A 25817-nucleotide genomic window follows, 5' to 3' on the forward strand; every position below is an offset into this window, starting at 1 on the left:
CCTGCTCCCTTTAATAGGAGTTCCTTTTTGAGAAGTCCTAAAGTAACTGTTTAGTAGAGATCCGCGCTTTGCTTTTGTTTTAATCCTAAATGCCGTCAGGAATCGTGGATTGCATATGCCGTTTATGAGCCATATACGCCGTTAATAAGTTCTTTACCTTTTTATCTAGGCAATGATGGAGATCTGCTGACAAGCCTAAATCCGAACTGAATTCCTATAGTTGCGCTGCCATGTCTTTTTTATGGATAATAACAGGGTTGAGATTTGGCACCCTTTCAGCCGCACACCTCACATTCTTTCCTAATTCCTCTAAGGCTTGACTAATTATTTTATGTAATCCCTCCAATCATATTCTTTCTAAACTGCCCCCGTACTCAGTCGTTAACCCCAATCGTTTATCCTGAGATTTACCGGACGCAGTTTACAGAGAACATAAAACTTTTTTCATTACTCGAGAGACGAATACTGCCATAACTTTCTGGGAATATTTGATTTGTAAGAGAATACTGCTGCTGTACCACCCATAAGAGAAAAGCCTCCTACTGTGTTGACTCGCTTAACAGTTGGAGGCTTTTGTCCTTAAATTTAAAGCACCCTCCCCTGCGGGAAAGCGCCTGCCTGTTTATTACCTATTACCATAATACCTTATTTTAAAAAAATTAGATGAGTTTGCTTATATTTTAAATTTCTTCATCCTTCTAAAGCTGTATATTAAGCTCTATAAGCTTTTTTAAGTCATTCGCATTTCTTGTTTAATATGGAGATTTAAACCACTTATCTAATTTAATTTTTTGAGAACAATAGAAGCGTTTACGTTTGTTTGCGTTCCCCCTGCTAAAGTTTGAAGAGTAACTGCTGCTGCAGAAGTATGATTTACAAGAGTAAGAATGTCACCTGCTGCTAGAGTAATTATGGCCTGACCATTGTTCTGTTGAGTACCAGCTCCTGAACCGTAAACTGTGTTCGTCACCGGCCCTCCATTTACAAATAAAGTGAATTGGTTAGGCTCTACACCCGAGACTGAAAAAGTGACCTCGTAATCTCCTGGAGTGGTTACTATAATTTGAGCTGTTCCAGGGGCATGTGTAATGCCAGCAGTAGTGATTCCAGTTGAGTCAAAAATTACCGGAGCCTCTATAGCTACCGTTTCTGCACTTAGATTGTACACATAAGCATATTCTGATAGCCCAGATCCTGTGGCTCCGGTCGCTCCGGTTGGACCGATATCTCCTGTGGCCCCGGTCACTCCAGTTACCCCGGTCGCTCCTGTGGCTCCTGTGACTCCGGCTGGACCGATATCTCCTGTGGCCCCGGTCGCTCCTGTGACTCCCGCCGCTCCAGTTACCCCGGTCGCTCCCGTGGCTCCGGTTGCTCCGGTTGGACCGATATCTCCTGTGGCTCCGGTCACTCCAGTGACTCCCGCCGCTCCAGTTACCCCGGTTGCTCCTGTGACTCCGGTTGGACCGATAGCTCCGGTGGCCCCGGTCACTCCTGTGGCTCCGGTTGCTCCGGCTGCTCCCGTGGCTCCGGCTGGACCGATAGCTCCTGTGGCCCCGGTGGCTCCGGCTGGTCCGGCTGGTCCCGTGGCTCCGGCTGGTCCGGCTGGTCCTGTAACCCCTGGAATCCCTCGCAACCCTCGTAATCCTCGTTGTCCTACAATAACTTTTGTATAACAGATGGGACAGCAGTTACAGCAGTTTGGTTTCGGTAGTTTTTGTTTACATTTAGGGCATCTTCTATGCTGATCATAACCCATCAGCTGCTCATCTCCCTTAATGATTAATATATCATTATAATATGTTTAATTTATAAATAAGTGAGCACTAGTTTGATCCTCATTAAGTTTGTTAGCTGATCTTATATTATTTATCAATTTCTGTTTATAAATAACTCTTCACATTATTGTAATCCCTATTTGAAATCGATGGGGACGCAGAAATATTTTGCCTTCCAGTCTACACTGCGGATTTTATCTGTTTCAACAATAAAAATTACATATTTGGCAAAAGATCTTCTCTTTGATGCGTCTGACCGTTTCGCGGGAAACGCCAGAATGCAGAGCGATTTCACGATATTTCACCCCGTCTACTACAAAGACAGTCCTGTGTTTCTCGTCAACTATTTCTTCAGTAGCTCAATCAAGAAAATCAACAATAGGTTCACATTTCCAGAGCCATTTTTCTCGGCGGTCCACTTGGCGTAATTCTGCCTGACGTTCGCCCTCTGATCCCCTCGGCATCCCCGCTTCATCTTAAATCGATTCTCAGATAAAAGAGCATCCCCCAACCTTTTGTTTAATATCAGTAAGCATAGAAACACCCCCTCCCTATACTGCTATCACAAAACCCGAATATATAACTCCCATTGTATCCTGAAACTTTCATTTCTATCAGTTCTTATTTTTAATTTTAAAATACCGATTCCTCTTTTTGCTTTTGCCGCTCGTAAACTAGCAAGTCTTTAAACTTCTTTTACAAGTAAAAGGTCAGCGTCTCTTCCGGATTATGCAGCCGTACCGTTTTTTTCTCACACACCAAAAAATCCGAGCAGCAGGATAAGTGAGCAATAAACTCGCGGGCCATGTGTTTTTAACATGCGGCACTTATTTCATTCGATAATTAAGAGAGTTGAGACAAAAAGTGGTTTTCCTCTACAGAGTGATTCCTCAGCAACCCTTCCTTGCAAGAGAATAAAAAAAGCACCCAATCCGGGTGCTTCATACATTAAAATCATCGTCCTTCCTTCTTCCATCACACCATACTCAGCTGCGGTTCGAATAATTCATAGTGAATGGATTCCGGTGGTGTATTGAATTCAGAAATCAGCTTTTTCATTTCTTTAATGAACGACGGTGATCCGCACAGGTAAAAATCAGCATCTTTATCTGTCATCACATCTTCTAACAGCTGTTTGTCAATCCGGCCTTCCCGAAAACGAATGTTTTCTGAACGGTCTTGTTCGGACGGCTCGCTGTAAATAAAGAGGGTGTCAACGGATGAGTGTTCCGCGGCTTCTTCAGCTTCATGCCGCAACGCATGATACTCTCCGCTCTTTGCCGCATGGATAAAGAGAACGTTTCGCTGCGGCTGGGTTTTGGCAACCGTCTTTAACATGCTGATCATCGGGGTAATTCCGACACCGGCACTGATGAGAACCAGATTCTTTTTGGAATCAGGGTCTAATACAAAATCCCCGGCCGGAGCGCTGATCTCAATTGAATCCTTTTCGTGTAATTGGTCATGCAGAAATGAGGAAACAACCCCTTCTTTTTTCACGGAAATCCGGTAATAATCCTTACCGGACACGTCGGATAAGCTGTACTGGCGGATATGCGTATAGCCCGTGTCCGGAATGTATACTTTTACACTGATATACTGTCCCGCTTTGAATTCGGGGAGAACTTGTCCGTCTTCCGGTTTTAAATAAAACGACGTTATCTCCTTGCTTTCTTTTACCTTTTTATCAATTTTAAACACCTTATAGTCTTTCCAGCCGCCTTTTTGCGTTTCCGCTTGTTCATACATGTCCTTCTCAATTCCGATAAAAGCGTCTGCAATGACGCCGTATGCTTTTTCCCATGCCTGAATGACCTCAGGAGAAGCCCCGTCTTTTAGCACATCCTTTATCGCGATTAACAAGTACTTTCCAACGATTGGATAATGCTCGGGCTTAACACCGATACTCCGGTGCTTATGGCTGATTTGTTTGACGACGGGGACTATGTTTTCCAGCCTGTCAATATTGGCTGCGGCCGCGATCACAGCATTCGACAAGGCCGTACGCTGTGTTTTTTTCTTTTGATTTGTCTGATTAAAGATATTCAGCAGCTCAGGGTGATGCTGAAACAGCAGGTCATAAAATCGGCCTGTGATTTTTTCACCATGCTCTTCTAAGACCGGCACTGTGCTTTTAATGATTTCAATCGTTTTTTCATCGAGCATTCTAAAAATCCCCCTAAAGATGTATGCATCTCGATTGACCTGAGAAAAGAATCGTTTTTGATTTCTTTTTTATAGATTTCCCCGCTCAAAAAGGGTTAGCCCTTCCAATATGAGGCGGATTCAGGAAAAACCAGAAAAACGAAATTGCATATGAAAAACTGTGGACTTGCCATGGTGTACTTGTCCGATGCAAAACCCTCCTTGTCAGCATTTAATAAAGTACGGGAGGTGAGATGAATGGGTAAAAAATCGAAAGTGTATTACTGTGACCCTAAGTATATTGTGACTGACAAGTATACTGACAAAGAAGTGGTTTACGTCCATCCCATCAAACACATTAACAGAGAGCATATCCGTTATGTTCCCCGCCACGTGTATCAGGAGGAAACAATTCACGAAGTCATTGATCCGGGCGATCCGGGGAAATGCGGGTGTGAAAAGCATAAAAAAAGACGCAAAAAGTAATTGATTCGATTTCTTGCCTTATCTCAGGTTAAACACGTAAGTTTCAGCAGACCTCCGTACCTTTTGGCTCCTCTTTTTCAGAGGGGTCTTTTTCATAAGCAAATACGTTGTGAGGCGGGAATCTGCCTGATATTCTTGTCATATACAAATTCACAGGAGGCATGATGTATGAGCAAAAAAATCGCAGTTCTGATGACAGATCAATTTGAGGATATTGAATATACAAGCCCAGCGGAAGCATTTAAAGAAGCGGGCCACAGTGTGGTGACAATAGATTTGGAAACAGGGAAAGAAGTGACGGGCAAGCACGGTGAGAAAGTAAAGATCGATCAAGCAATCTCAGACGCAGATCCCAAGGAATTCGATGCGTTATTGATTCCCGGAGGCTTTTCACCGGATCTTCTGCGCGGAGATGACCGCCCGGGTGAATTCACTAAAGCATTCGTGGAAAATCAGAAACCCGTTTTCGCGATCTGCCACGGCCCGCAGCTGCTGATTGATACCGACCTTCTTAATGGAAAAGATATCACGGGATTCCGCAGCATCCGCAAAGACTTAATCAATGCCGGCGCACATTATAAAGATGAAGAAGTCGTCGTGAGCCATAACATCGTAACGAGCAGAACGCCTGACGATTTGGAAGCCTTTAATCGGGAATCATTGAACCTGCTGAAATAAGCGAATAAAAATGCACAGACCCGTTCAGTCTGTGCTTTTTTATGGACTCTTAAAGAAACACCGTTCGTTTAGACCTATTCTCCGGCCCATCCATAATAAGTAAAATAAAGAGAGGATGTTTTAAAACCCGACAGGAGGTTCGCTATGTGGATGATCATTTTGCTGCTTATCATTTTAATCGGTTTTACCGGTAATATCGTCTCGCTTTTGAGAGCGCAAAAACACGCATCTCAAAGAATAATTGAGCTTTTAGAAAAGCAAAGCCGAAAATAATCTGTTAGCGCTGTGTTACCCATAATAGTAAAAATAATTCCGGCAGATTTCCTGAAATATGATTTGATGCCCTTTCTCGTTCGGATGAAGACCTTCTGACATGCACATGCTGCGGAAAGCGGGATTATACGGGTCGATGAGATCTGTATCAAACAGGTCGGCATATGGTACAGAGAGGAGTGTGCAGGCTTCTTTTTGGGCTTTCACATAGTCAGCCAGCTTCAGGCCCAGTTTATTTTTATCAGTATCACGGCGGACGATTTTTCCTTTTGACATTTTGGCTTGTCTCGTTGGGGTCACCACAATAATGCTCGCGCCTTTATTTCCGCTCCGCAGCTGCTGGATCACTTGGCAGAAGCCTCCGTAAAATGTGGTGATATCCTTTTCAGCTGTGCCGATGGGAATGTGGTTGCACCAATCATCATCTGTTCCCTGGACAATGATGACATCATGTCCCTTTGTTTTAAGCGCCTGCTGATAAATGTTATCGCTTCCGTTGTTGCTCATATTAACGCCGCTGACAGACAGATTGGTTATTTCAGCGTTTGTCCGGTCTTTCAGAATGTCACCAAAGCCGTATTCCGCACGCAGCCCCCGGGCGACGCTGTCACCTAAGATCGCGATTTTTGAAGCCTTCCGCAGCCTGCTTATGCTGATGAAGTCAACGCTGATATGCCCGCTGTCCGTGATATGCAAAAGCTTGCTGCTTATGTTTGGCAAAGAGACTGTCTTTCCTTCAGAGTTATAAAAATCCTCATTCAGCTTCATTCGGCGTCATCCCTTCCTTTTTATCCTCCGGCATCTTTTTTGACATAAAAAACGGACACGAACAAACAGCGCCATGTTGTCAGTTCAGTGTCCGCAGATGATGATACTGGATCTTTTATGCAGTTCTCTTGCCATTATAGCAGATCCCCGTTACTTGTAATAGAGTCTGCAGTCAGCATTTAAAACAGCGTTTGCGGCTACGTTTTTGATGAGACCGTCTGCTGCGGGAACGGTGTGTCCGGCGATGCGTCCGTCTTTTGCTGCGGGAACGGTGTGTCCGGTGATGCGTCCGTCTTCTGCTGCGGGAACGGTGTGTCCGGTGATGCGTCCGTCTTCTGCTGCGGGAACGGTGTGTCCGGTGATGCGTCCGTCTTCTGCTGCGAGAACGGTGTGTCCGTTTTCTGCTGCGGGAACGGCGCGAACATTTTTTAGAAACCGGTTCTTGGTATAAATACTCCCCTAAACCTTCTCTTTCCGCAACGGCAACTCCATGTTCAATTTCTTTAACAGAAATAGCGTTCAATTCTGTTCACCTCCCTTTTTCTTTACAACATAACGTATGAAATAAACCCCTCACGTGTATAAGCTTATCTCTCATATGAGCGAGAAATAGTCATTTATACAACAAAAAGACCCGTGGGAACGGGCCTTTTGCAGGCATTTTGCCGGGAACAAACGCAAACATAAGAGCGATTTATTTCTTCCTCTCGCTCTCCGGCTCGGGGTGAATCATTACCTGTGCTTGTTTGAATTCATTCGTAATATCTCTTTCAATGCGGTCACACAGGTCGTGCACGTCTTTAATCGTCACGTGAGAGGCTACGACCAGGTGAAAATCAATATACTCCTGCGGGCCGGAGCGTCTTGTACGAAAATCGTGAATTTCAATAAATTCCTGTTGAAATGTTTCGATAATCTTTAAAATTGTTTTTTCTTCCTCTTCCGACAAACGGGTATCAATCAGCGGCGGGAATGCTTCTTTCATTAACTTAAACGCTTCATATATGATATACACCGCCAGCACCATACCTATAATGGGATCAAGTATGTACCACTCCGTTAAGGTAACGACCAAAAGGCTTGCCGCTACGCCTAATGATGTGTACACGTCAGTCAGTAAATGCAGGGCATTTGATTTCATTGCCACGGAATTAACCTTTTCGGCTTCTCTTTTTACGAACTTCGAAACGATCAAATTAATGAGAGCCCCCGCAAGCATCACAACAATTCCCAATACAGGCAGATGAACCGGCGCGGGGTTGACCAGTTTTTGAACGCATTCATATATCATCCAAATCCCTGCCGCAAAAATCAGAATCGTCTCGATAGTCCCCGACAGATTCTCGACTTTTCCATGACCGTACGGATGCCCTGTATCAGCCGGCTTTTTTGAAATCCTGACGGAGATAAAGGCAATGAAGGCGGCGATCAAATCTAAAAAAGAATGAATGGCTTCAGAAAGTATCGCGACAGATCCGGTTATGATCCCCACCACTATTTTGAGCATGACGACCAGGGAATTGCTTATAACCGATAAAAAAGCGATTTTAGAGGTGTTTTCCACCGTGATCCTCCTCTTTTTAACTTCTTGAATTTATCGTATCAAACGGCATTCGTGTGGGTCTACGGCAACGTTTTTCACAAAAGCCATACATGTAACTCACCATAAACTAAGTTGGAAAGCGACAAAAACAGGCGCACCTTTCTTTCAGCACTCAAGTCCCATTGACAAGATATAACCGCTTACATTATAGTAGTTTCATGAATAACCACTACGGAGGATGTTTATGGAGGATGTTCTGAAAGAATTACAGAAATTTGGATTTTCTCAATATGAATGTAAAGCATATATCGGCTTGTTGAAACACTCGCCTGTTACCGGATATGAAATCAGCAAAAGGTCAGGCGTTCCCCGCTCAATGATCTATGAGGTATTGGGGAAATTAGTTGATAAAGGCGCTGTCCATATTGTGCCGTCTGATCCGGTTACATATGCTCCGCTTGCCGGAAAGGAATTAATCGACCGGCTCCGGCACGATTTCGAGAGTTCATTCGGCTACCTTGAGGAAAAGTTATTGGCACTGGAAAGCGAGCAGGAGATGAATGTCGTCCGCCGCATCAGCACGAATGATCATGTCATCAATGAGATGAAGGATATGATTGAAAAAGCCGAGGAAGAGTTGTGGCTGTCTGTCTGGGAACAGCAGATTCCCTTTATTCAAGAAGCCGCTAACAAACGCGCCGCCGAACAATTGCCCGTCTTTTCGATTGTGTTCGGCCCTCCGGAAGTGAAGCTCGGAAATACGACAAATCATAATATGTCTCCTGAAGTGGCGGAGAAACGGATGGGCGGAAGATTAACGATAGCTGCCCGCGATAATAAAGAAGTCTTAATCGCCAATTTTTCTCCGCAGACGAATGCCTGGGCCATTAAATCAGAAGATCCCGCTCTCGTTCTCGTGGCCATGGAATATATGAGGCACGATCTGATGTTCGCGGAGCTTGTGAAAGAAGTAGGGGCTGAGAAAGTTGAAGGCCTGATGAAACAAAACCATTCGTTATTTCATGTCGTCACCGGAAATCGGTTCATATAAATGTGAACCGTATTTTCTTTGATTTTTTCATTAGTCGTTATCATTATAATCTCTATGAAAGGAGTATAAAAAATGATTAACACAGAAGTGCAAAAAACCGCCGTTTCCCGGGAAATGAACGATACGTTTTTACAGGGGGTGCGGGATTGTGTGCCCACGCTGCTGGGCTATATGAGCATCGGTTTTGCTTTCGGCATCGTTGGCGTTGCCTCTCATCTAAGCATTCTTGAAATTTGTTTGTTATCTTTGTGTGTCTATGCCGGCGCCGCCCAATTTATTATTTGCTCGCTCCTTGTTTCCGGGAGTCCGATTTCCGCCATTATTTTAACGACGTTTATCGTCAATCTGCGGCACCTTCTGCTGAGCCTGACCATCGCGCCGTATTTCACGAAATACTCTTTGGCGAAAAATATCGGCTTCGGGGCTTTGCTTACTGACGAATCTTTCGGGGTAGCGGTGAACAAAGCGGCTCAGAACGGCAGGTTATACGATAAGTGGATGAACGGCCTCAATATAACCGCTTACATGTGCTGGGTTATTTCCTGCGTGATGGGCGGGCTTCTCGGACAATGGATATCTGATCCTTACGCGCTCGGCCTGGACTTTGCTTTGCCCGCAATGTTTGCGGCGCTGCTTGTGCTGCAATTGCAGTCGTCCGCTTCGGAAAAGCTGAAGCACAGCCTCTCCTTAATTCTCTATATGATCATTTTTATGGTCTTGTTATCGTATTTCGTCCCGTCACACATCGCGGTTATCGCCTCAACCGTGATTGTGGCAACGATCGGGGTGGTGACGGACAAATGAGCATCAGCACACAAATGATCTGGATTATACTCGGCTGCATGGTTGTTACACTCGTGCCGCGCATTGTTCCGTTTATATTTGTCCGGAACATTCAGATGCCTGAATTGGCTTTAAAATGGCTCTCCTTTATTCCGCTTTGTATTTTGACGGCTCTGGTAACGGAAAGCATGATTGTGAAAACAAACAGCGCTTTGACCTTTGATTGGCAAGCAATGATCGTTCTCATCCCGACATTGCTTTGCGCGATGCGGACAAAAAGCTTATCCATCACGGTCATCACAGGAGTCGTGCTGATGGCCGCCGTCAGGCTGATATGGTGACAATCAAAAGCCTCCATTCCGCAGAATGGAGGCTTTACCTTTATGATGTCGGATTTTCTTCTTCCGTCTCTGATTCCTCGGCTTTGGCTTCGGCGTTTATGCTTTGCTGCTGTTCCCAATGATCCCGCTGCAATCTTTCTTTTGCGATGGTAAACATGAAATTCACGGCGCAGCACCCCTTCCCTGTTTTGCTTATACTATGTACTGTACTCATTTCCCCGTGCAGTATTCACAAAACATAAAAAAGCAGCCTGCCGCATTGAGCGGCCGGACTGCTTTTTATTTTCAGTACGTGATCAGGAAGTATTTTTTCTTTCCGCGGCGCAGTACGGTAAATTGATCTTCAATGCGGTCTTCCGCAGTCAGAAGATGCCCGATGTCCGTCTGGCGCTCGCCGTTAATGTAAACAGCTCCGTTTTGAATGTCTTCGCGGGCCTGCCGTTTTGAAGGCGACAATTTAGATTCCACAAGCACGTCTACTAAAGACAGTTCTTCAGAGCGGTCTTTTTCAAACGAAGGTACATCTTTAAATCCTACCTTGACGTCTTGAGCGGAAAGCTCTTTAATATTGCCGCTGAACAGCGCCTGGGAGATATGAACGGCCTGCTCAAGCGCTTCGCGGCCGTGTACAAGAACAGTCACCTCTTCAGCGAGACGTTTCTGCGCTTCTCTTTTCTCAGGAGCCGTCTCCGTTTTTTCAGCATAAGCTTCAATTTCCTCTTTTGATAAGAAAGTAAAGTATTTTAAGTATTTGACGACGTCACGGTCATCTGTATTGATCCAGAACTGGTAGAATTCGTACGGCGATGTTTTTTCTTTATCAAGCCAAATGGCGCCGCCTTCCGTTTTGCCGAATTTCGTGCCGTCAGCTTTTGTGACGAGCGGAATGGTAAGACCGAAAGCTTTCGCCCCTTCTTCTTCTGATTTTCTGATCAGTTCAAGACCGGCCGTGATGTTGCCCCACTGGTCACTGCCTCCGATTTGGAGTTTGCAGTTCTTTTCTCTGTACAGATTCAGAAAATCGTAGGATTGCAGGATCATGTAGCTGAATTCCGTGTAAGAAATTCCGGTTTCAATTCTTGAGCTTACAGTATCTTTCGCAAGCATGTAGTTAATTCCGAAGTTCTTTCCGACGTCGCGGAGAAATTCAATGATGCTCAGCTTTCCGATCCAGTCAAAGTTGTTCGCTATGACAGCGGGGTTTTCTCCGGCCTCGAAATCTAAAAATCGGGAAAGCTGATTTTTAATTTTTTGCGACCATTCGACAACGATATCCTGAGTATTTAACGTACGTTCCGCTTTTTTGCCGCTCGGATCGCCGATCAGTCCCGTCGCGCCGCCTACAAGCGCAATCGGATGGTGGCCTGCAAGCTGGAAACGGCGCAGTGTCAATATCGGCAGAAGGTGTCCGATGTGCAGGCTGTCAGCCGTCGGGTCAAACCCTGAGTATAAACGGATTTTTTCTTCGTTCAGCTGTTTATTCAGTCCTTCTTCATCCGTCATTTGCTGGATTAAGCCGCGGAATGATAAATCCTCTAATAAATTAGTCATTTTGTCTGCTCCTTTGTTTATGAAAATAAAAAACGCCCCTTCGTTTAAAACGAAGGGACGATATAATCGCGGTACCACCCTACTAATAAAAGCATAAAAAAGCTTTTATCACTCTTTTTGATAACGGACCGTGTCCGTTCTTTCACTACTGAAAGCCTTGGAATGGCTTTGTTCGCAAAAGCGGTTCATGAGTGTATTCGGCATATCTTATGTGCTGATTTTCACCGGCCATCAGCTCTCTTGAACAATCAGATACCCTACTTGTCTCAATCAAAACCTTTTCGTATGAAGCTTACTCATTTTTAACATAAATAAGATACGATGTCAACGCCGTCTTTAATCTTCCATTGTGGACAGGTCGCCTGCCGGCAGGTTCAGCTCCCACGCCTTTAGCACACGTCTCATGATTTTTCCGCTCCGTGTTTTCGGAAGTTTATCTTTGAATTCAATTTCCCGCGGTGCGGCATGCGCGGCAAGCCCCTGTTTTACAAAGAGGCGAATGTCCTCCTTCAGCTGATCGGATGGCTCATGCCCTTCTCTGAGCGCGATAAACGCTTTAATAATTTCTCCCCGGACAGGGTCCGGCTTTCCGATGACGCCGGCTTCGGCAATCGCCGGATGTTCAACAAGTTTGCTTTCGACTTCAAACGGGCCGACGCGCTCGCCGGATGTCATGATGACATCATCGACTCTGCCTTGGAACCAGAAATAACCATCTTCATCCATATAAGCAGAATCTCCGGAAACATACCAGCCGCCCGGCATGAAATAAGAATCATATTTCTCTTTGTTGTTCCAAATGGAATCCATCATCGACGGCCAGCCCTTTTTAATGGCGAGATTTCCCATTCGGTACGGCGGAAGCTCATTTCCCTGATTGTCAACGATCGCCGCTTCCACTCCCGGAATCGGTTTCCCCATTGAACCCGGCTTGATCTCCATGCAAGGATAATTGCAAATGAGCTGTCCGCCCGTTTCTGTCATCCACCACGTGTCGTGGATGCGCTTGCCGAATACTTTATGTCCCCACTTGATGACCTCGGGGTTCAAAGGTTCTCCGACACTCAGGACGTGACGAAGTGAAGTAAGGTCAAATCTGGATGCCATTTCATCTCCGGCGCCCATAAGCATTCTGAAAGCCGTCGGAGCGCTGTACCAGACGCTGACACCGAGCTTCTCAATCGTGCCGTACCAGTTTTCCGGACTGAATCTGCCGCCGACGATCACATTCGCCGCTCCGTTCAGCCACGGCGCAAATATCCCGTACACCGTCCCGGTCACCCAGCCCGGGTCCGCAGTGCACCAGTAAATATCGTCTTCTTTAAGATCAAGCACCCACTTGCCGGTCTGGTATTGCTGAATCATGGCTTCATGAACGTGGAGCACACCTTTAGGCGTTCCGGTAGATCCTGATGTGTAGTGAAGCAGGTAGCCGTCTCTTCTGTCCATCCATTCAATATCAAGTCTCGTGCTTTCTCCCTCAGCCGCTTTATCATAATGAATGATTTTATCTCCCGTTTCTTTGCTGCCGCCGACAATGAAAATATGCTCGAGGTCGGGCAGGCTGTCCGCCGGAATCCGTTCGGCCAGTTCAGGTGTCGTCACGACAACCTTTGCCTGGCTGTTCAAGAGGCGGTCTTTGACGGCGCCTTCCATAAATGCTTCAAATAAAGGACCGGCGATCGCACCGATTTTAATTGCGCCGAGCATGATAAAGTAAAGCTCCGGCGAACGCGGCATGAAAATAAAAACGCGGTCCCCTTTTTCCACGTTTCCATACCGTCTCAGTACATTTCCCGCCCGGTTCGATTCCTCCATCATTTCTTTAAATGTGTATTTTTCATCCCGGTTTGCGTCCTTGTAATATAGCGCTACTTTGTTTTTTCGAAATGATTCGGCATGACGGTCAATCGCTTCGTACGCCGCATTCAGCTTCCCCGTCTGATGCCAGGAAAATGCCGCTTCGACCTCTTTCCAATCGAAGCTGCGGTACGTTTCCTCATAATTTCGCAGATGATAATTCCCCTTTTCCGCCGGCAACGCTTTCAAATTCATGCAACATCCCCCTTTGCTTATCTATAGACTAATTATAGTAGATGTTCACAGTTTTCTCAATTTTTAAAATATAAATTACAACACTATTGAAAACGCTTTATATTTTGTTATGCTTAAAAGAGATGTGTTTTTATTAAGAACCGACAGGCGGTGAATCAGTGAAACATCATAAAACGTACCATTCTTCATCAATTCAGACAGCAGCCGGCCCTCTTTTAGTAGAAGGGCCCGTTCCTCCAGGGGATCTAGCACAGTATGAGTTTCATGAAGGCCTGACAGCCTTTCGCCTTCCTCATGAACAGCACAAAGCGTTAATCGAGATCGCCGGGCTTCCTGAAGGTCGGATCATTATTGCCAGGGACGGACAGACGATTATCGGCTATGTGACGTATTTATATCCTGATCCGCTTGAACGGTGGTCTGACGGAAATATGGAAGACCTCCTTGAACTCGGGGCGATCGAGGTCGCTCCCGGCTACAGGGGCTGTTCTGTCGGAAAAACTTTGCTGACAGTCAGCATGATGGATGAACAGATGGAACGGTACATCATCATGACGACGGAATATTACTGGCATTGGGATTTAAAAGGAATGAAAAAAGATGTGTGGGAATACAGAAAGATCATGGAAAAGATGATGAATGCCGGGGGTCTTGTCTGGTTCGCAACGGATGAACCGGAAATCAGTTCTCATCCGGCCAATTGTCTGATGGCCCGCATCGGCAGGCACGTCAGTCAGGAGTCAATTGAACAGTTCGACAGGCTTCGTTTTTATCAGCGATTTATGTATTGACTGACATACAAAGGGGATAAAAAGATGATTGCAGAACAAATCATGAAACGGGACGTCATCACCGTCTCAAAACACGACTCCATTGAAACAGCCGTCCGTAAAATGAAGATATATCATATCCGCCATCTCCCTGTCATCGACGACGAGCTGCACGTCATCGGTATTGTCACAGACAGAGACATTAAACAGGCCGGCCCCGGCAGCTTTGAACAAAAGGAACGCGGCGCGTTTCTGACAAACAAAGTGGAGACCATTATGAAGCGCAATGTCATCTGCGCCCATCCGCTTGAGTTTGTGGAAGAAATATCCGCTTCCTTTTATGAGCACGGCATCGGCTGTCTGCCGATTACGGTAAACCATAAGCTGACGGGCATTTTAACGAAAACCGACGTGCTCCGGACTTTCGTCAGCCTGACAGGCGCGGCCCAGCCGGGATCACAGGTGGAAATCCTGGTGACGGATATGACAAAAAGCCTTGCTGATCTCAGCTGCATGTGCCGTGATCTTCAGCTGCAAATCCTGAGTGTGCTCGTCTATCCCCATGATTCCGCCGGGTCGAACATTCTCGTCTTTCGGGTGAAGACGATGAATCCGCTCCCTTTTATCCGTGCCGTTCATGAAGCCGGATACAATGTCTTATGGCCGAAACATTTGAGGGATCAGCCATGAGAGACAGCGTTTTTGTTTACTCGCCTTCTTATCAGACGTATCAATTTCATCAGGAACATCCGTTCAATCAGCGTCGCGTGCTTTTAACATACGATCTGCTTCAGGCGGCGGATGCGTTTGACGAAGGAGATATCGTCACACCGCGCACGGCCGCTAAAGAAGAGCTGGCTCTCGTTCATACGGAGGATTATATACAGGCGGTGGAACTAGCGGGTGCGGGCCGGCTCCCTGCCGCAGAAGGAGAAAGCTACGGTCTCGGAACGGAAGACACCCCCGTTTTTGCCGGCATGCATGAAGCCGCGTCACTTCTGGTGGGCGGCACCTTAACGGCGGCTGATTATGTCATGACGGGACAAGCCAGGCACGCCTGCAATTTAGGAGGCGGCCTTCACCACGGCTTCCGCGGCAGGGCCTCAGGCTTTTGTATCTATAATGACAGCGCCGTGGCCATCCAATACATCCAGAAGAACTACGGGGCAAAAGTGTTATACATTGATACAGACGCTCATCACGGCGACGGCGTTCAATTTACGTTTTACGACAGGTCTGATGTCTGCACTGTTTCTTTTCACGAGACCGGGCGTTATTTATTTCCCGGGACGGGACAGGTACTGGAAAAAGGAAGCGGGCAAGGCTACGGCTATTCTTTTAACATTCCGCTGGACGCTTTCACAGAGGACGATTCCTTTCTTCACGCTTACAATACGGCCGCCTCAGAAATCGCGGCTTTTTTCAAGCCGGATGTGATTCTTACCCAAAACGGTGCGGACGCCCATTATTACGACCCATTGACACACCTGTCCAATACAATCTCCATTTATCAGGAGATCCCGCGGCTCGCTCATTCATTAGCCCATCAATATTGCAGCGGCAGATGGATCGCGGTCGGCGGCGGAGGATACGATATTTGGAGAGTCGTCCCGAGAGCATGGAGCCGCATTTGGCTTGAGATGAAAGGGATTGATCCCGGGGAACGCATACCGCAGAGATGGATTGATAAATGGCAGAAGCACTCCCCCTGCACGTTGCCCGCTTTTTGGAGTGATCCTGAACAATTATATCCTCCGATTCCCCGCAAAGAAGAAATTTCAGAAAAAAATGCCCAAACCGTGGAAAAAGCACTTTTTGCCATCCGGTCTGAGCAGCGGTATAAAACAAAATAAAAAACGACCTTATGAGGAGGTCGTTTTTTTGATCACAATTTCTACACGGCGGTTTTCTTTCATATGTCCGGGACTTTTGTTGTCCTTCACAGGTTTCGTATCCGCATACCCGGCAGAGATAAACCGTTTGGCGGAAAAGTCTTCATTCGCGGTAAAATACCGGATCACACTCGCCGCTCTTGCAGACGACAGCTCCCAATTTGACGGAAATTGATAGGTGGAAATCCGGCGGCTGTCCGTATGGCCTTCTACCTGTATGTCATTCGGAATTGTTTTTAAAAGCACCGCGATCTGATGCAGAACCGGCTCGGCGTTTTTCAGCACATCCGCTTTTCCTGTCTGAAACAGAACGGCCTCCTGCAGCACCAGAACCACTCCGCGCTCATCGCGCTTCGCCGTCAATTTCGAACTCAAATGATGCGCTTTTATGTATGTCTTCACGTTTTGCAGGAGCAAATCCTGTTCTTTATGTTCATTTGCTTTGTCTGATGACGCCGGTTCACCCCCGCTGCCTTTTGTATGAATCGATGAAACGGCAGATTGAAATTTTTCCGCGTCTATTTGCGACATCGAAAAAAGCAATATAAAGAACACGAGAATGAGCGTGATCAAGTCAGCGAACGTCACCATCCATCTCGGTGAACCGCCGGAATGTTCCGCTTTGTTTCTTCTTTCAAAACGCTCTTTTCTAAGCTTCATGGACAGCGCCCTTTTTCTTGTTCGCAGGCTGTCCTTTACGCCAGTCTTCTCTTGAGCTGAAGACAACGAGCTGACTTTCGAGGTTGCGGGGATTTTTGCCCGATTGGATGCCGACAACCCCTTCGATCATGACCTGTTTGATGAAAATTTCACTTTCCGTTTTTTCTTCAAGCTTTGCCGCGATTGGGATAAATACCAAGTTGGCAAGCAGCGCTCCGTACAGCGTCGTCAATAGCGCAACGGCCATGTTCGGTCCGAGGGTATGCGGGTCATTTAAGTTTTTGAGCATGAGAACGAGTCCGACGAGCGTCCCGATCATTCCCCAGGCGGGTGCGAAATCACCGGCTTTTTCAAAAACGCGTCTTCCTTTTCTGTGTCTTTCTTCCATTGCGGCGATCTCAGAATCCATCACCAGCCGGATCGTTTCCTCGTCCCAGCCGTCAATCGCAAGCAAAAGGCCTTTTTTTAAAAACGGATCCTTGATCTCACGCGCCTGGTCATCCAGAGACAGAAGCCCCTGCCTGCGCGCCTGCTCCGAAAGGCTGACAAATACTCTGACAAGCTCTTTCACATTGTCATCCTGACGGGAGAATACCTGTTTCAGAACAGAAGGGGTTTTCTTTAAATCCCTCGGCGGAAAGCTGATAAAGATCGCCGCAGCAAGGCCGCCTGTGACGATTAAAAAAGAAGTCAGATCTAAAAATGAACTGATTCCCGCCAGTCCCGTCCCTGACAGAATACCGATTGCGACAATAATACAGCCTAACATAAAGCCAACGGGCGTCAGATAATCAAAACGTTTCATATCTTCTCCTTACTCAAGTAAAAAAGCAAGATTCCACCCCTCAGAGTGAAGCTTGCTTTTCCGTTTTTTTATGACTTGGTTGATTGTCTTAATTCGATGCGGTGAGGCAATTCGACGATCTGCTCTTCAACCGGCTCTTTGTTCATCAGTTTTGTCAAAAGTCTCATCGCCACGGCGCCGATATCGTACGTAGGCTGCACGACTGTTGAAAGCTGAGGGCGGACCATCAGGCTCAATCTCGTATTGTCAAAACCGATAATATCAAGATCATCAGGAATCGAAAGACCTTGATCTTGGGCCGCATGGATAATGCCGAGGGCCATTTCATCCGTCGCAGAAAGAATCGCCGTCGGTTTCCGGTCAAGGCCCATCAAGCTTTGAAGCGCCTCCATACCGGAATCATAGGTGTAATCGCCTTCCGCTACGAATTGCTCATTAAACGGAATCGCCGCTTCTTCAAGCGCCCGTTTGTACCCTTGCAGTTTTTTCGAACGGTTGATCGGCTCTTGCATCGGTCCGGAGACGAATGCAATATCGCGATGCCCTTTATCAATGAAAAGCTTAACGGCATCATAAATCGCCTGTTCGTAATCAATGGCGACAGAAGGCGTCTCGCCCTGTTCTTCCACTGATGCCGCCAAGACGATCGGCACAGGAGAGCGCTTAAATTCTTCGACATGCTCGTCCGTAATGTTGCCGCCCATAAATACGATACCGTCCACTTGTTTGCCAAGCATCGTATTTAACAGATGCAGTTCTTTCTCAAGATTTTGGTCCGAGTTGCTTAAAATAATATTATATTTGTACATCGTCGCGATATCTTCAATTCCACGCGCAAGTTCAGAGTAGAAAATGCTTGAGATATCAGGGATGATGACGCCGACCGTAGTCGTTTTTTTGCTTGCAAGCCCTCTTGCCACCGCATTCGGGCGATAGCCGAGCCGATCAATGGCTTCCAATACTTTTTTTCTGGTCGTCGGTTTTACATTCGGGTTGCCGTTCACGACGCGGGAAACAGTCGCCATACTGACATTTGCTTCTCTGGCCACATCGTATATCGTAATGTTGCTCACTGAAACCACTCCTTTTACTGGATACACTTATCCTTATCTATAGCATAAACACTTTATGTAAAGAAATGTCGTACGATTTCGCATTCTGTCGTTTATGATTGTAAGCGTAAGTCAGTAGTGTACATTATTTTTCATTATTCATCAAATTTAAATATCTCTCATGAAATTATACACGTTTTTCCCAGTGATGAAAACGTTCACTTTCATTTTATAATTAAATAAAATGAAGATACGAAAAAAAGCCGCGCGAGGCGGCCTTTAAAGAGCGAAACGTTGTATTATGCTTTTACTTTCAGCATTGGCTTTAATTCGTTCAGCCATTTCTCGAATTCAGGTATATCCATCTGCTGCGCAGAGTCTGAAAGGGCAACGGAAGGATCAGGGTGAACTTCGGCCATCACGCCGTCAGCGCCGATCGCAAGCGCCGCTTTTGCTGTCGGAAGCAGGAGATCGCGGCGGCCTGTTGAATGTGTGACGTCAACAAACACCGGCAAGTGAGTTTCCTGTTTCAAAATCGGCACGGCAGAAATGTCGAGTGTGTTTCTCGTTGCCGTTTCGTACGTTCTGATACCGCGCTCACAAAGAATGATTTGGTCGTTTCCTTGTGACATGATGTATTCAGCTGCATTGATGAACTCTGAAATTGTTGCGGCAAGACCGCGTTTTAACAATACCGGCTTTTTAACGGAACCGGCGGCTTTCAGCAATTCAAAGTTTTGCATGTTCCGCGCGCCGATCTGAATGACGTCAATGTAATCAATCGCTTGCTCAATGTGGGCGGGCGTTACGATTTCACTGATCACCGCGAGGTCATATTCATCAGCGACACGTTTAAGAATTTGCAGGCCTTCTACGCCGAGACCTTGGAAATCATACGGACTTGTGCGGGGTTTAAACGCGCCCCCGCGCAGGATTTTAATGCCTTGTTTTTTCGCTGCGGCCGCGACTTCGGCAACCTGCTCATAGCTTTCGACGGCACAAGGTCCGACGATGAATCTCTGATCGCCGTCACCGATTTTTTCACCTTTAATGTCAACGATCGTATCTTCTGCTTTTTTCTTCCGGGAGACGAGCAACGCTTTGCTGTGATCCTCTTCTTGAAGTTCAAGTCCGGCTTTGAAAATTTCTTTGAAAATATGCTGGATCGTTGAGTTTTCAAATGGGCCGTCATTGCTTTCAATAATGCGGTTAAGCATTGTACGCTCTCTGACAGGGTCAAATCGGTTGACACCCTGTGCTTCCTTTGCTTTACCGATTTCTTTTACAACGGCTCCGCGTTCATTGATTAATTTAAGGATTTCTAAGTTTAGTGCGTCTGCCTGCTGTCTTAGGCTCTCTAATTCCTTGTTGCTCATCTTTTTCATCCCTTCTATGCTATGTTTTATTTTAATGGTTAACATGCATCTTACTACAGTTATGCGAAAATAGGAATATGAAATAATAAATTTTTTCACATTCGACTTTATCACCAAAACGCTTTTAAGCTTTTATGCGTTGAAGCAGTATATATTGATATCCTACATGATCCGGCTGAAATGATCAATAGTTTTTTTCAAAAAAAAAACCGCCGGTATCAACCGGCGGCCAGCAATTATGAAAGGTGCTGCTCTATTGCGTTTTTTGTGATTTGTGAATGAGACGCGTGCCATTTCACTTCGCCGTTTGCAATGACGAATACTTGCGGGCTTTCATGTTTCACGCCGTATGTCTCGGCGATATAGTTTGAAAGCGGCCGGCTGTCCTGCACCTGCAGGTAATAAGAAGGCACTTCCGAATGCGCCGATGCAAAGGCGTCAAACTCCTGAAACGCGGCTTGGCTGATCGGGCAGGTTGTGCTGTGTTTCAAAAACACGAGCGTGTTTTCTTTCTCAGCGGCATTTTTGAACTCTTCTTCAGACGATATCAGCTGTTTTGTCATGTCGGTTATCTCTCCTTATTGAAGATCAGCGATTTGCCTGACCGGCTTTTTCCCCGGCGTCTTCCGCTTCGGCCTTGATGCTTTGGGCCGTGTCCTGCATTTCGCTTCTCGTCTCTTCGGCTTTCTCGGTTAGTGTGCTCTTAGAACGGTCTTTTAAATCCTTCACTTTATTCATAATCTGGCCTGACTGATCAGCTACCAGCTGGGTGATATTAGATGTTTTGTCTTTGGCGATGCTGACATATTGAGAGCCTTTTTCTTTCGCGTCGGCCGTCATTCTGTCCGTCTTATCCTTTAACGCAGAAGCCTGACTGCCGAGATCGTCGCGCAGCTCCTTACCTGATTTAGGCGCCAGAAACAACGCCGTTGTCGCGCCGATAATTCCCCCGATCAGCGTTCCGATTAAAAAATCCTTACTATTGATTCCATCTTTGCTCATTATGATTCCTCCTTAGTGGATTTTTCTTATGATTAAAGCGATGTTTTTTTCTTTTGCTTCCACTTGTCCCATATTTCCATAGCGGCCTGGCTCCAGGTGACAACCTGACTGATCTTATCCTGATTCTCTCTTACAGAGGCCGTAACGGAACCTGCTGCCTGCTTTATGGATGTATTAAACTGCTGGACGGAAGTTCCCACTTCCTGGACAGCATGGACAACCGTATTTAATTTCTCTGATTTTTCCTGAATGTCTTCCGCGAGACGGTTTGTCTTATGTAACAGCTCGGTTGTCTCTGCGGTAATGCCTTTCATCTGCCCTTCAAGGCCGTCTAAAGTCGAGGCAACGTTTGTTAAAGTCATCTGCACGGACTTTAATGTTTTGGACAGATAGATGACGAGGATGAGAAATGCAACGGCAATGAGTGCGACGCTTAAGTAAAGAATGATGATCATCTAATACCTCCTTAATGCAGGATATAGTGGTATATACCCAATTCTTAAAATGATAAACATATATGAAAGATCTGTATGTATACTATTTCTCCGTTTCTCGGTAAATCCCTTTGCAGCACGCGCAAAAAAGCAGTGAGAGCCCCACTGCTTTTTCGTTACGCTATGACGTTTTCATAGGCTCTCATATATTTTTGAATGTCTCCGGCGCCCATGAAGATCAGCACTGCGCCTTCATGCGCTTTTAACACGGATGTGTCATTTTCTTCAATGAGTTCTGCGTTAGCGATTTTTTCCTGAAGATCCGTGATCGTGAGCTTGCCGACGTTCTCGCGGGCAGAGCCGAAAATGTCGCACAGATACACGCGATCGGCCGCGCTTAAGCTTTCTGCGAATTCATCCAGGAATGATTGCGTCCGTGTAAACGTATGCGGCTGAAATACCGCGATGATTTCACGTTCGGGATATTTTTGACGCGCCGCCTCAATCGTGACTTTGATTTCAGTCGGATGGTGGGCGTAGTCGTCGATCAGTACCTGGCTGCCGATCACTTTTTCATTGAATCTGCGTTTGACGCCGCCGAATGATTCAAGTCCGCGCTTAATCATGTTCACGTCTATCTCTTCATAGTGGCAGAGCGCAATAACCGCTAAGGAATTGAGGACATTGTGATGCCCGTATGCCGGGATGTAGAACGTATCGTAAAACGTATTGCGGACAAAGACGTCAAATGTCGTGCCTTCCGTATTTTTCACGATGTTTCTCGCTTGAAAATCATTTTCTTCTCCCGTGCCGTAATACACGACAGGCACATTGGCGTGAATTTTCGGCAGGTACTCGTCATCACCGCAGGCAATGATGCCTTTGTTGACTTGAAGCGCCATGTTTTGGAAAGCATCAAACACATCGTCAATGTTGGCGAAATAATCAGGGTGGTCAAAATCAATATTCGTCATAATCGCATAATCAGGCTGATAGCTTAGAAAATGACGGCGGTACTCGCAGGCTTCAAATACAAAGTATTCGCTGCTTTCATTTCCTCTGCCCGTTCCGTCCCCGATAAGAAACGAAGTCGGCTTCGCCTGCTGCATCACGTGTGCCAAGAGGCCCGTTGTGGACGTCTTGCCGTGTGCGCCCGTTACCGCGACACTTGTGTATTTTTTCATATATTCAGCTAAAAATTTATGATATCTGATGACAGGAATCCCTTCAGCGAGCGCCTTTGCGATTTCCGGATGAGAATCAGGGAATGCGTTTCCGGCGATTACCGTTAAGCCGGGTTTGATGTTATCGGCGCTGAACGGATAGATCGGGATATTTCTTTTTTCAAGGGCAGCCTGAGTGAAAATCTGCTTCTCGATATCCGATCCCTGCACCTGATACCCTGTATCATGCAGGATTTGAGCAAGCGGGCTCATACCTGTCCCTTTTATTCCAACAAAATGATAAACAGTCATAATCGTACCTCCAACAAACGTCTATCTGTTCCCCAGTATATGACGCTCATTTCATTTTGCGACCGCCGCGGGCGAAAAGCCCGCACAGCGGCGCTTCCATTTATTTTTACGTTATCGTCAGTATCTGTAACTTTCTTTTTGATTAAACCTGCCGCATGATATTTCAGCGCGTGACAGTGATGCAGTTTTGATGGTCCATCCACTATCATACCATGTTTGTGAGAAAAATGAACGATATTCTTATTCATGAGCAATGTCAGCGGCCGTAATCAGCACTTCACGGGGCTTGCTGCCTTTCGCTTCTGAGATCATGCCTTCGGCTTCCATCATGTCAATCAGCCTCGCGGCGCGATTATAACCGATTCTGAACCTTCTTTGAAGGCTTGAGGTGCTGGCGCTGTTTTGCTCCACGACGAATTGGCACGCCTCAGGAAACAGTTCGTCTTCTTCCTTGAGGGCGGTTCCCTGCCTGATCAGTTCTTCCTGTTCAAACAAATAAGAAGGCGGCAGCTGCTTTCTGACATGAGAGACGACGCGGTCAATTTCTCTGTCGGATACAAAGTTGCCCTGCAGGCGCACCGGTTTTCCGGTACCGTTTTCCCAGTACAGCATGTCGCCTTTTCCGAGCAGCTTTTCCGCTCCCGCCATGTCGATGATTGTTCTGGAATCTACCTGGCTTGAGACGGAGAATGCAATCCTCGTCGGTATGTTTGCCTTGATCATTCCGGTAATGACATCGACAGACGGACGCTGTGTCGCGACAAGCAGATGAATGCCGCAGGCTCTCGCTTTCTGCGCGATTCTGGCAATGCTTTCTTCCACATCGTTCGGCGCGACCATCATTAAATCAGCAAGCTCATCAATGACCACTACGAGGTACGGAAGCTTTTCGCCTGTCTTATGATCGGCGGTTAATTCATTAAAGCGGCCGATATCTCTCACACCCGAATGGGCAAACAGTTCATATCGCCGTTCCATCTCTTCCACAACCCATTTTAACGCGGCGGTCGCGGCTTTGGCGTCCGTGATGACGGGGCTGACCAAATGCGGAATTTGGTTATAAGGCGCAAGCTCGACCATTTTCGGATCGATCAGAAGCATTTTGACATCACTCGGATCCGCCTTATAAAGCAGACTGACCAAAATGGTATTGATGCAGACGCTTTTTCCCGATCCTGTCGCACCCGCTATCAACCCGTGCGGCATCTTTTTCAAATCAATGACGACCGGGTTTCCGGAAATATCGACACCGAGCGCGGCTGTAAGCGGAGACGGATTCGTCCTGAAAGCGGCGCTTCTGATCATCTGCCTTAAATCAACGACTTTGCTTACGCGGTTCGGAACTTCAATGCCGATCGTGTTTTTACCGGGGATCGGCGCCTCAATCCGAATATCCTTGGCAGACAGGCTCAGTTTAATATCATCTGCTAAGTTTGTAATTTTGTTTACTTTCACTCCGGGCTCAGGATGCACTTCAAAACGTGTGACGGACGGGCCTTGTGTGACATGAACGACTTGGGCGCGCACATTAAAGTTTTTCAGTGTAACGTTTAAAAGCTCGCGCTGTTCTTCAATCCAGGATTGGTCGTCATGTCTTTGCGCCGGCGGTACGTCCAGAAGCGACAGATTCGGAAAGGCATAGCTCGCTCCGCCCTCTGGCGTCTTCGCCTGCTTGTGTTTATCGCTTTTAAGCATCATGACGTTAAACGGAACATTGCGCTCTTTCGGCCGCTCCGCTTTTTTCACAGTCTGAGGCTGTCCTTGATGCTCCGTTTTTTCTTCGGCAGGCCGGGACGGGGCATCGGCCGTCTCGATGCTTGCAGGTTCAGGCTCGGGGTCTGAATGCCGCGTGACTTCATTGTACTCAGGCTGCGAGTCTGTTTCCTGTTCCGCGTCGGTTTCAGCTGATTCGGGCTTGTCTTCAGACTGCGGCTGAACTTCCTCATCGTATCCGGGTTCTGTGTATGTATACACCGTTTCTTCTGCGGTTTCAAAAGGCGGTGCTTTTTCCGGCTCAGGCTCCTGATATTCCTCCTGCGGCGCCGCTTGTTCCTCTGTGTTTTCAGCCGTTCGGGATGCTTCATACTCAGGCTCTTTAATAGGCTGCGGGCGGGTTTGTTCATGCTCTTGTTCTTCTGTAAAGCCGGCAGACTCCGCGCTTTCCGTGTGCTCCCGCTCTTCAGTCTGCTGCGGTTCTGCTGCTGCAAACACTTGCTCTTTTGCATTCTCAGCCTCGGTGTGAAGCTCCTCTTTTTTAACGGCCGGGATTTCTTCCGTTTCTTGTTTCGCAAACGGTTCTGGCCGGTCATTCGTCTGTTTTGTTATGCCGGATGTTGTGAAGACGGGCTCTTTTTCTGTTTCCTGGCCGGCTTTTGGCGGAACAAATTGCTCCTCTGAAAGCAATGTTACGTTCTCTTCACGCCGCTTTTCGGAATTAGGCGCTTTTTTTATGCTGTGCTGAGATTGAAAGCCGTAAACCGGTGAAGGAATGGATGACGGTTTAAAGGGCTTTTTCACCGTTTCAGGCTCTTTATGTGTATGCTGTTTCCGCTCGGTTTGATCCTTCCCGGCGGCATAATCCCGGGACGGCTGGCGGCGTTCGTGCCTTTCCCGCTGTCTTTGGTTTTGCTCCGTTCGCTTATAGCCGTCCGGAACGACGGGGAAGCGGAAATTCCCTTTCGGATATTCGTAATATATTTTAGGATCTTCCATGCGCGTGAATTTGCCTTCTGGCTGATCCGGTATCTGCTGTTTCGGGATTTGGGCATGCGTGTTTGGTTCACGTTCATGCTCTTCTTCTTTTTCACCTAAAAATAAGTCAAAAAATTTATTCAGCCAACTCATGTTTAATCACTCTCTAACTCCCTTTTTAGTAGTCTGGGACGATATTTAGTATACCATT

The 25817-nt window shown here is 46.7% G+C and carries 26 protein-coding genes and 1 other annotated feature; of the genes, 9 read left to right on the forward strand and 17 right to left on the reverse strand.

Translation table 11 applies throughout. The annotated features are described in order from the left end of the window. Positions 1-778: 778 nt before the first annotated feature. Both NYE36_RS15065 and hmpA read right to left on the reverse strand, forming a co-directional pair. Positions 779-1633, reverse strand: coding sequence for a collagen-like protein (locus tag NYE36_RS15065; protein WP_342496861.1), 855 nt, complete (start codon positions 1631-1633; stop codon positions 779-781). A gap of 1117 nt (positions 1634-2750) precedes the next feature. After that, positions 2751-3941: an NO-inducible flavohemoprotein gene (gene hmpA, locus NYE36_RS15070; RefSeq protein WP_094032180.1), complete on the reverse strand. Its 1191-nt coding sequence runs from the start codon at positions 3939-3941 to the stop codon at positions 2751-2753. A gap of 237 nt (positions 3942-4178) precedes the next feature. On the opposite strand from hmpA, the gene NYE36_RS15075 reads away from it, so the two are divergent. From NYE36_RS15075 to NYE36_RS15085, 3 genes are all read left to right on the forward strand, one after another. After that, complete coding sequence (locus NYE36_RS15075) at positions 4179-4406, forward strand: hypothetical protein (RefSeq protein WP_094032179.1); 228 nt, start codon at positions 4179-4181, stop codon at positions 4404-4406. A 168-nt stretch (positions 4407-4574) separates the two neighbouring features. Beyond that, complete coding sequence (locus NYE36_RS15080) at positions 4575-5084, forward strand: type 1 glutamine amidotransferase domain-containing protein (RefSeq protein WP_094032178.1); 510 nt, start codon at positions 4575-4577, stop codon at positions 5082-5084. A gap of 144 nt (positions 5085-5228) precedes the next feature. Continuing rightward, positions 5229-5357: a hypothetical protein gene (locus NYE36_RS15085; RefSeq protein ID WP_007408761.1), complete on the forward strand. Its 129-nt coding sequence runs from the start codon at positions 5229-5231 to the stop codon at positions 5355-5357. A gap of 15 nt (positions 5358-5372) precedes the next feature. Here the strand turns inward: NYE36_RS15085 and NYE36_RS15090 are convergent, their stop codons facing one another. From NYE36_RS15090 to NYE36_RS15100, 3 genes are all read right to left on the reverse strand, one after another. Then, positions 5373-6125 carry an SGNH/GDSL hydrolase family protein gene (locus NYE36_RS15090; protein WP_094032177.1) on the reverse strand — a complete coding sequence of 251 codons (753 nt, stop codon included), beginning with the start codon at positions 6123-6125 and terminating at the stop codon, positions 5373-5375. A 197-nt stretch (positions 6126-6322) separates the two neighbouring features. Then, positions 6323-6550: a hypothetical protein gene (locus NYE36_RS15095; protein WP_038462250.1), complete on the reverse strand. Its 228-nt coding sequence runs from the start codon at positions 6548-6550 to the stop codon at positions 6323-6325. A gap of 269 nt (positions 6551-6819) precedes the next feature. After that, positions 6820-7689 (reverse strand): cation diffusion facilitator family transporter, encoded by an 870-nt coding sequence (locus tag NYE36_RS15100; RefSeq protein ID WP_007408764.1) that lies wholly within the window; start codon positions 7687-7689, stop codon positions 6820-6822. Positions 7690-7912: 223 nt separating this feature from the next. Between NYE36_RS15100 and NYE36_RS15105 the strand changes: the two genes are divergently transcribed. The 3 genes from NYE36_RS15105 to NYE36_RS15115 all read left to right on the forward strand — a co-directional run bounded on the left by NYE36_RS15105 (position 7913) and on the right by NYE36_RS15115 (position 9843). Then, on the forward strand, positions 7913-8719 hold the full coding sequence (locus NYE36_RS15105) for a TrmB family transcriptional regulator (protein WP_174737966.1): 807 nt from the start codon (positions 7913-7915) through the stop codon (positions 8717-8719). 72 nt (positions 8720-8791) lie between these two features. Next, positions 8792-9523 carry an AzlC family ABC transporter permease gene (locus tag NYE36_RS15110; protein ID WP_038464177.1) on the forward strand — a complete coding sequence of 244 codons (732 nt, stop codon included), beginning with the start codon at positions 8792-8794 and terminating at the stop codon, positions 9521-9523. Beyond that, positions 9520-9843 carry an AzlD domain-containing protein gene (locus tag NYE36_RS15115; RefSeq protein WP_007613145.1) on the forward strand — a complete coding sequence of 108 codons (324 nt, stop codon included), beginning with the start codon at positions 9520-9522 and terminating at the stop codon, positions 9841-9843. Before NYE36_RS15110 ends, NYE36_RS15115 begins: the two co-directional genes overlap by 4 nt. Before the next feature lie 40 nt (positions 9844-9883). Here NYE36_RS15115 and NYE36_RS15120 read toward each other — a convergent pair whose 3' ends face one another. From NYE36_RS15120 to acsA, 3 genes are all read right to left on the reverse strand, one after another. Further along, on the reverse strand, positions 9884-10009 hold the full coding sequence (locus NYE36_RS15120) for a hypothetical protein (RefSeq protein WP_007408768.1): 126 nt from the start codon (positions 10007-10009) through the stop codon (positions 9884-9886). 119 nt (positions 10010-10128) lie between these two features. After that, positions 10129-11394 carry a tyrosine--tRNA ligase gene (gene tyrS, locus NYE36_RS15125; RefSeq protein WP_007613147.1) on the reverse strand — a complete coding sequence of 422 codons (1266 nt, stop codon included), beginning with the start codon at positions 11392-11394 and terminating at the stop codon, positions 10129-10131. 50 nt (positions 11395-11444) lie between these two features. Then, positions 11445-11677, reverse strand: a binding site (T-box leader). Between the two features lie 53 nt (positions 11678-11730). After that, a complete protein-coding gene (gene acsA / locus NYE36_RS15130) occupies positions 11731-13449 on the reverse strand; it encodes an acetate--CoA ligase (RefSeq protein WP_015240396.1) in 1719 nt (572 codons plus the stop codon). Between the two features lie 158 nt (positions 13450-13607). Between acsA and NYE36_RS15135 the strand changes: the two genes are divergently transcribed. From NYE36_RS15135 to NYE36_RS15145, 3 genes are read left to right on the forward strand one after another with little or no spacing between them, the layout of a single operon-like run. After that, positions 13608-14240: a GNAT family N-acetyltransferase gene (locus NYE36_RS15135; RefSeq protein ID WP_007408771.1), complete on the forward strand. Its 633-nt coding sequence runs from the start codon at positions 13608-13610 to the stop codon at positions 14238-14240. 24 nt (positions 14241-14264) lie between these two features. Then, complete coding sequence (locus tag NYE36_RS15140; protein ID WP_265451115.1) at positions 14265-14909, forward strand: acetoin utilization AcuB family protein; 645 nt, start codon at positions 14265-14267, stop codon at positions 14907-14909. Then, complete coding sequence (locus NYE36_RS15145; RefSeq protein WP_144464248.1) at positions 14906-16072, forward strand: acetoin utilization protein AcuC; 1167 nt, start codon at positions 14906-14908, stop codon at positions 16070-16072. The genes NYE36_RS15140 and NYE36_RS15145 overlap by 4 nt, the downstream gene beginning before the upstream one ends. A 9-nt stretch (positions 16073-16081) precedes the next feature. On the opposite strand, the gene motS is transcribed toward NYE36_RS15145, so the two are convergent. From motS to NYE36_RS15190, 9 genes are all read right to left on the reverse strand, one after another. Then, positions 16082-16771 carry a flagellar motor protein MotS gene (gene motS, locus NYE36_RS15150; RefSeq protein WP_144464227.1) on the reverse strand — a complete coding sequence of 230 codons (690 nt, stop codon included), beginning with the start codon at positions 16769-16771 and terminating at the stop codon, positions 16082-16084. Continuing rightward, the gene (gene motP / locus NYE36_RS15155) at positions 16761-17576 is read right to left on the reverse strand and encodes a flagellar motor protein MotP (protein WP_007408775.1); all 816 of its coding nucleotides are present in this window, start codon (positions 17574-17576) and stop codon (positions 16761-16763) included. Before motP ends, motS begins: the two co-directional genes overlap by 11 nt. Before the next feature lie 68 nt (positions 17577-17644). Continuing rightward, positions 17645-18649 (reverse strand): catabolite control protein A, encoded by a 1005-nt coding sequence (gene ccpA / locus NYE36_RS15160; RefSeq protein ID WP_012118209.1) that lies wholly within the window; start codon positions 18647-18649, stop codon positions 17645-17647. 278 nt (positions 18650-18927) lie between these two features. After that, positions 18928-20004, reverse strand: coding sequence for a bifunctional 3-deoxy-7-phosphoheptulonate synthase/chorismate mutase (locus tag NYE36_RS15165; protein ID WP_003152383.1), 1077 nt, complete (start codon positions 20002-20004; stop codon positions 18928-18930). 236 nt (positions 20005-20240) lie between these two features. Next, positions 20241-20567 (reverse strand): bacillithiol system redox-active protein YtxJ, encoded by a 327-nt coding sequence (gene ytxJ / locus NYE36_RS15170; RefSeq protein ID WP_007408776.1) that lies wholly within the window; start codon positions 20565-20567, stop codon positions 20241-20243. A gap of 25 nt (positions 20568-20592) precedes the next feature. Continuing rightward, positions 20593-21006 carry a YtxH domain-containing protein gene (locus NYE36_RS15175; protein ID WP_003152380.1) on the reverse strand — a complete coding sequence of 138 codons (414 nt, stop codon included), beginning with the start codon at positions 21004-21006 and terminating at the stop codon, positions 20593-20595. A 32-nt stretch (positions 21007-21038) separates the two neighbouring features. Continuing rightward, a complete protein-coding gene (locus NYE36_RS15180) occupies positions 21039-21461 on the reverse strand; it encodes a DUF948 domain-containing protein (protein WP_007408777.1) in 423 nt (140 codons plus the stop codon). 155 nt (positions 21462-21616) lie between these two features. Further along, positions 21617-22915 carry a UDP-N-acetylmuramate--L-alanine ligase gene (gene murC, locus NYE36_RS15185; RefSeq protein WP_015418019.1) on the reverse strand — a complete coding sequence of 433 codons (1299 nt, stop codon included), beginning with the start codon at positions 22913-22915 and terminating at the stop codon, positions 21617-21619. Between the two features lie 240 nt (positions 22916-23155). Next, positions 23156-25759, reverse strand: coding sequence for a DNA translocase FtsK (locus NYE36_RS15190; protein WP_144663870.1), 2604 nt, complete (start codon positions 25757-25759; stop codon positions 23156-23158). Positions 25760-25817: the final 58 nt, after the last annotated feature.

The organism is Bacillus sp. FSL R5-0593, from assembly GCF_038603755.1.
Lineage (GTDB): Bacteria > Bacillota > Bacilli > Bacillales > Bacillaceae > Bacillus > Bacillus velezensis.

What these genes read in the sequence shown, in the direction of transcription:
- hmpA (WP_094032180.1), bottom strand. Translation starts at nt 3,941, where the DNA reads ATGCTCGATGAAAAAACGATTGAAATCATTAAAAGCACAGTGCCGGTC.
- NYE36_RS15075 (WP_094032179.1), top strand. Translation starts at nt 4,179, where the DNA reads ATGGGTAAAAAATCGAAAGTGTATTACTGTGACCCTAAGTATATTGTG.
- NYE36_RS15080 (WP_094032178.1), top strand. Translation starts at nt 4,575, where the DNA reads ATGAGCAAAAAAATCGCAGTTCTGATGACAGATCAATTTGAGGATATT.
- NYE36_RS15085 (WP_007408761.1), top strand. Translation starts at nt 5,229, where the DNA reads ATGTGGATGATCATTTTGCTGCTTATCATTTTAATCGGTTTTACCGGT.
- NYE36_RS15090 (WP_094032177.1), bottom strand. Translation starts at nt 6,125, where the DNA reads ATGAAGCTGAATGAGGATTTTTATAACTCTGAAGGAAAGACAGTCTCT.
- NYE36_RS15095 (WP_038462250.1), bottom strand. Translation starts at nt 6,550, where the DNA reads ATGTTCGCGCCGTTCCCGCAGCAGAAAACGGACACACCGTTCTCGCAG.
- NYE36_RS15105 (WP_174737966.1), top strand. Translation starts at nt 7,913, where the DNA reads ATGGAGGATGTTCTGAAAGAATTACAGAAATTTGGATTTTCTCAATAT.
- NYE36_RS15110 (WP_038464177.1), top strand. Translation starts at nt 8,792, where the DNA reads ATGATTAACACAGAAGTGCAAAAAACCGCCGTTTCCCGGGAAATGAAC.
- NYE36_RS15115 (WP_007613145.1), top strand. Translation starts at nt 9,520, where the DNA reads ATGAGCATCAGCACACAAATGATCTGGATTATACTCGGCTGCATGGTT.
- tyrS (WP_007613147.1), bottom strand. Translation starts at nt 11,394, where the DNA reads ATGACTAATTTATTAGAGGATTTATCATTCCGCGGCTTAATCCAGCAA.
- acsA (WP_015240396.1), bottom strand. Translation starts at nt 13,449, where the DNA reads ATGAATTTGAAAGCGTTGCCGGCGGAAAAGGGGAATTATCATCTGCGA.
- NYE36_RS15140 (WP_265451115.1), top strand. Translation starts at nt 14,265, where the DNA reads ATGATTGCAGAACAAATCATGAAACGGGACGTCATCACCGTCTCAAAA.
- NYE36_RS15145 (WP_144464248.1), top strand. Translation starts at nt 14,906, where the DNA reads ATGAGAGACAGCGTTTTTGTTTACTCGCCTTCTTATCAGACGTATCAA.
- motS (WP_144464227.1), bottom strand. Translation starts at nt 16,771, where the DNA reads ATGAAGCTTAGAAAAGAGCGTTTTGAAAGAAGAAACAAAGCGGAACAT.
- motP (WP_007408775.1), bottom strand. Translation starts at nt 17,576, where the DNA reads ATGAAACGTTTTGATTATCTGACGCCCGTTGGCTTTATGTTAGGCTGT.
- NYE36_RS15165 (WP_003152383.1), bottom strand. Translation starts at nt 20,004, where the DNA reads ATGAGCAACAAGGAATTAGAGAGCCTAAGACAGCAGGCAGACGCACTA.
- ytxJ (WP_007408776.1), bottom strand. Translation starts at nt 20,567, where the DNA reads ATGACAAAACAGCTGATATCGTCTGAAGAAGAGTTCAAAAATGCCGCT.
- NYE36_RS15175 (WP_003152380.1), bottom strand. Translation starts at nt 21,006, where the DNA reads ATGAGCAAAGATGGAATCAATAGTAAGGATTTTTTAATCGGAACGCTG.
- NYE36_RS15180 (WP_007408777.1), bottom strand. Translation starts at nt 21,461, where the DNA reads ATGATCATCATTCTTTACTTAAGCGTCGCACTCATTGCCGTTGCATTT.
- murC (WP_015418019.1), bottom strand. Translation starts at nt 22,915, where the DNA reads ATGACTGTTTATCATTTTGTTGGAATAAAAGGGACAGGTATGAGCCCG.
- NYE36_RS15190 (WP_144663870.1), bottom strand. Translation starts at nt 25,759, where the DNA reads ATGAGTTGGCTGAATAAATTTTTTGACTTATTTTTAGGTGAAAAAGAA.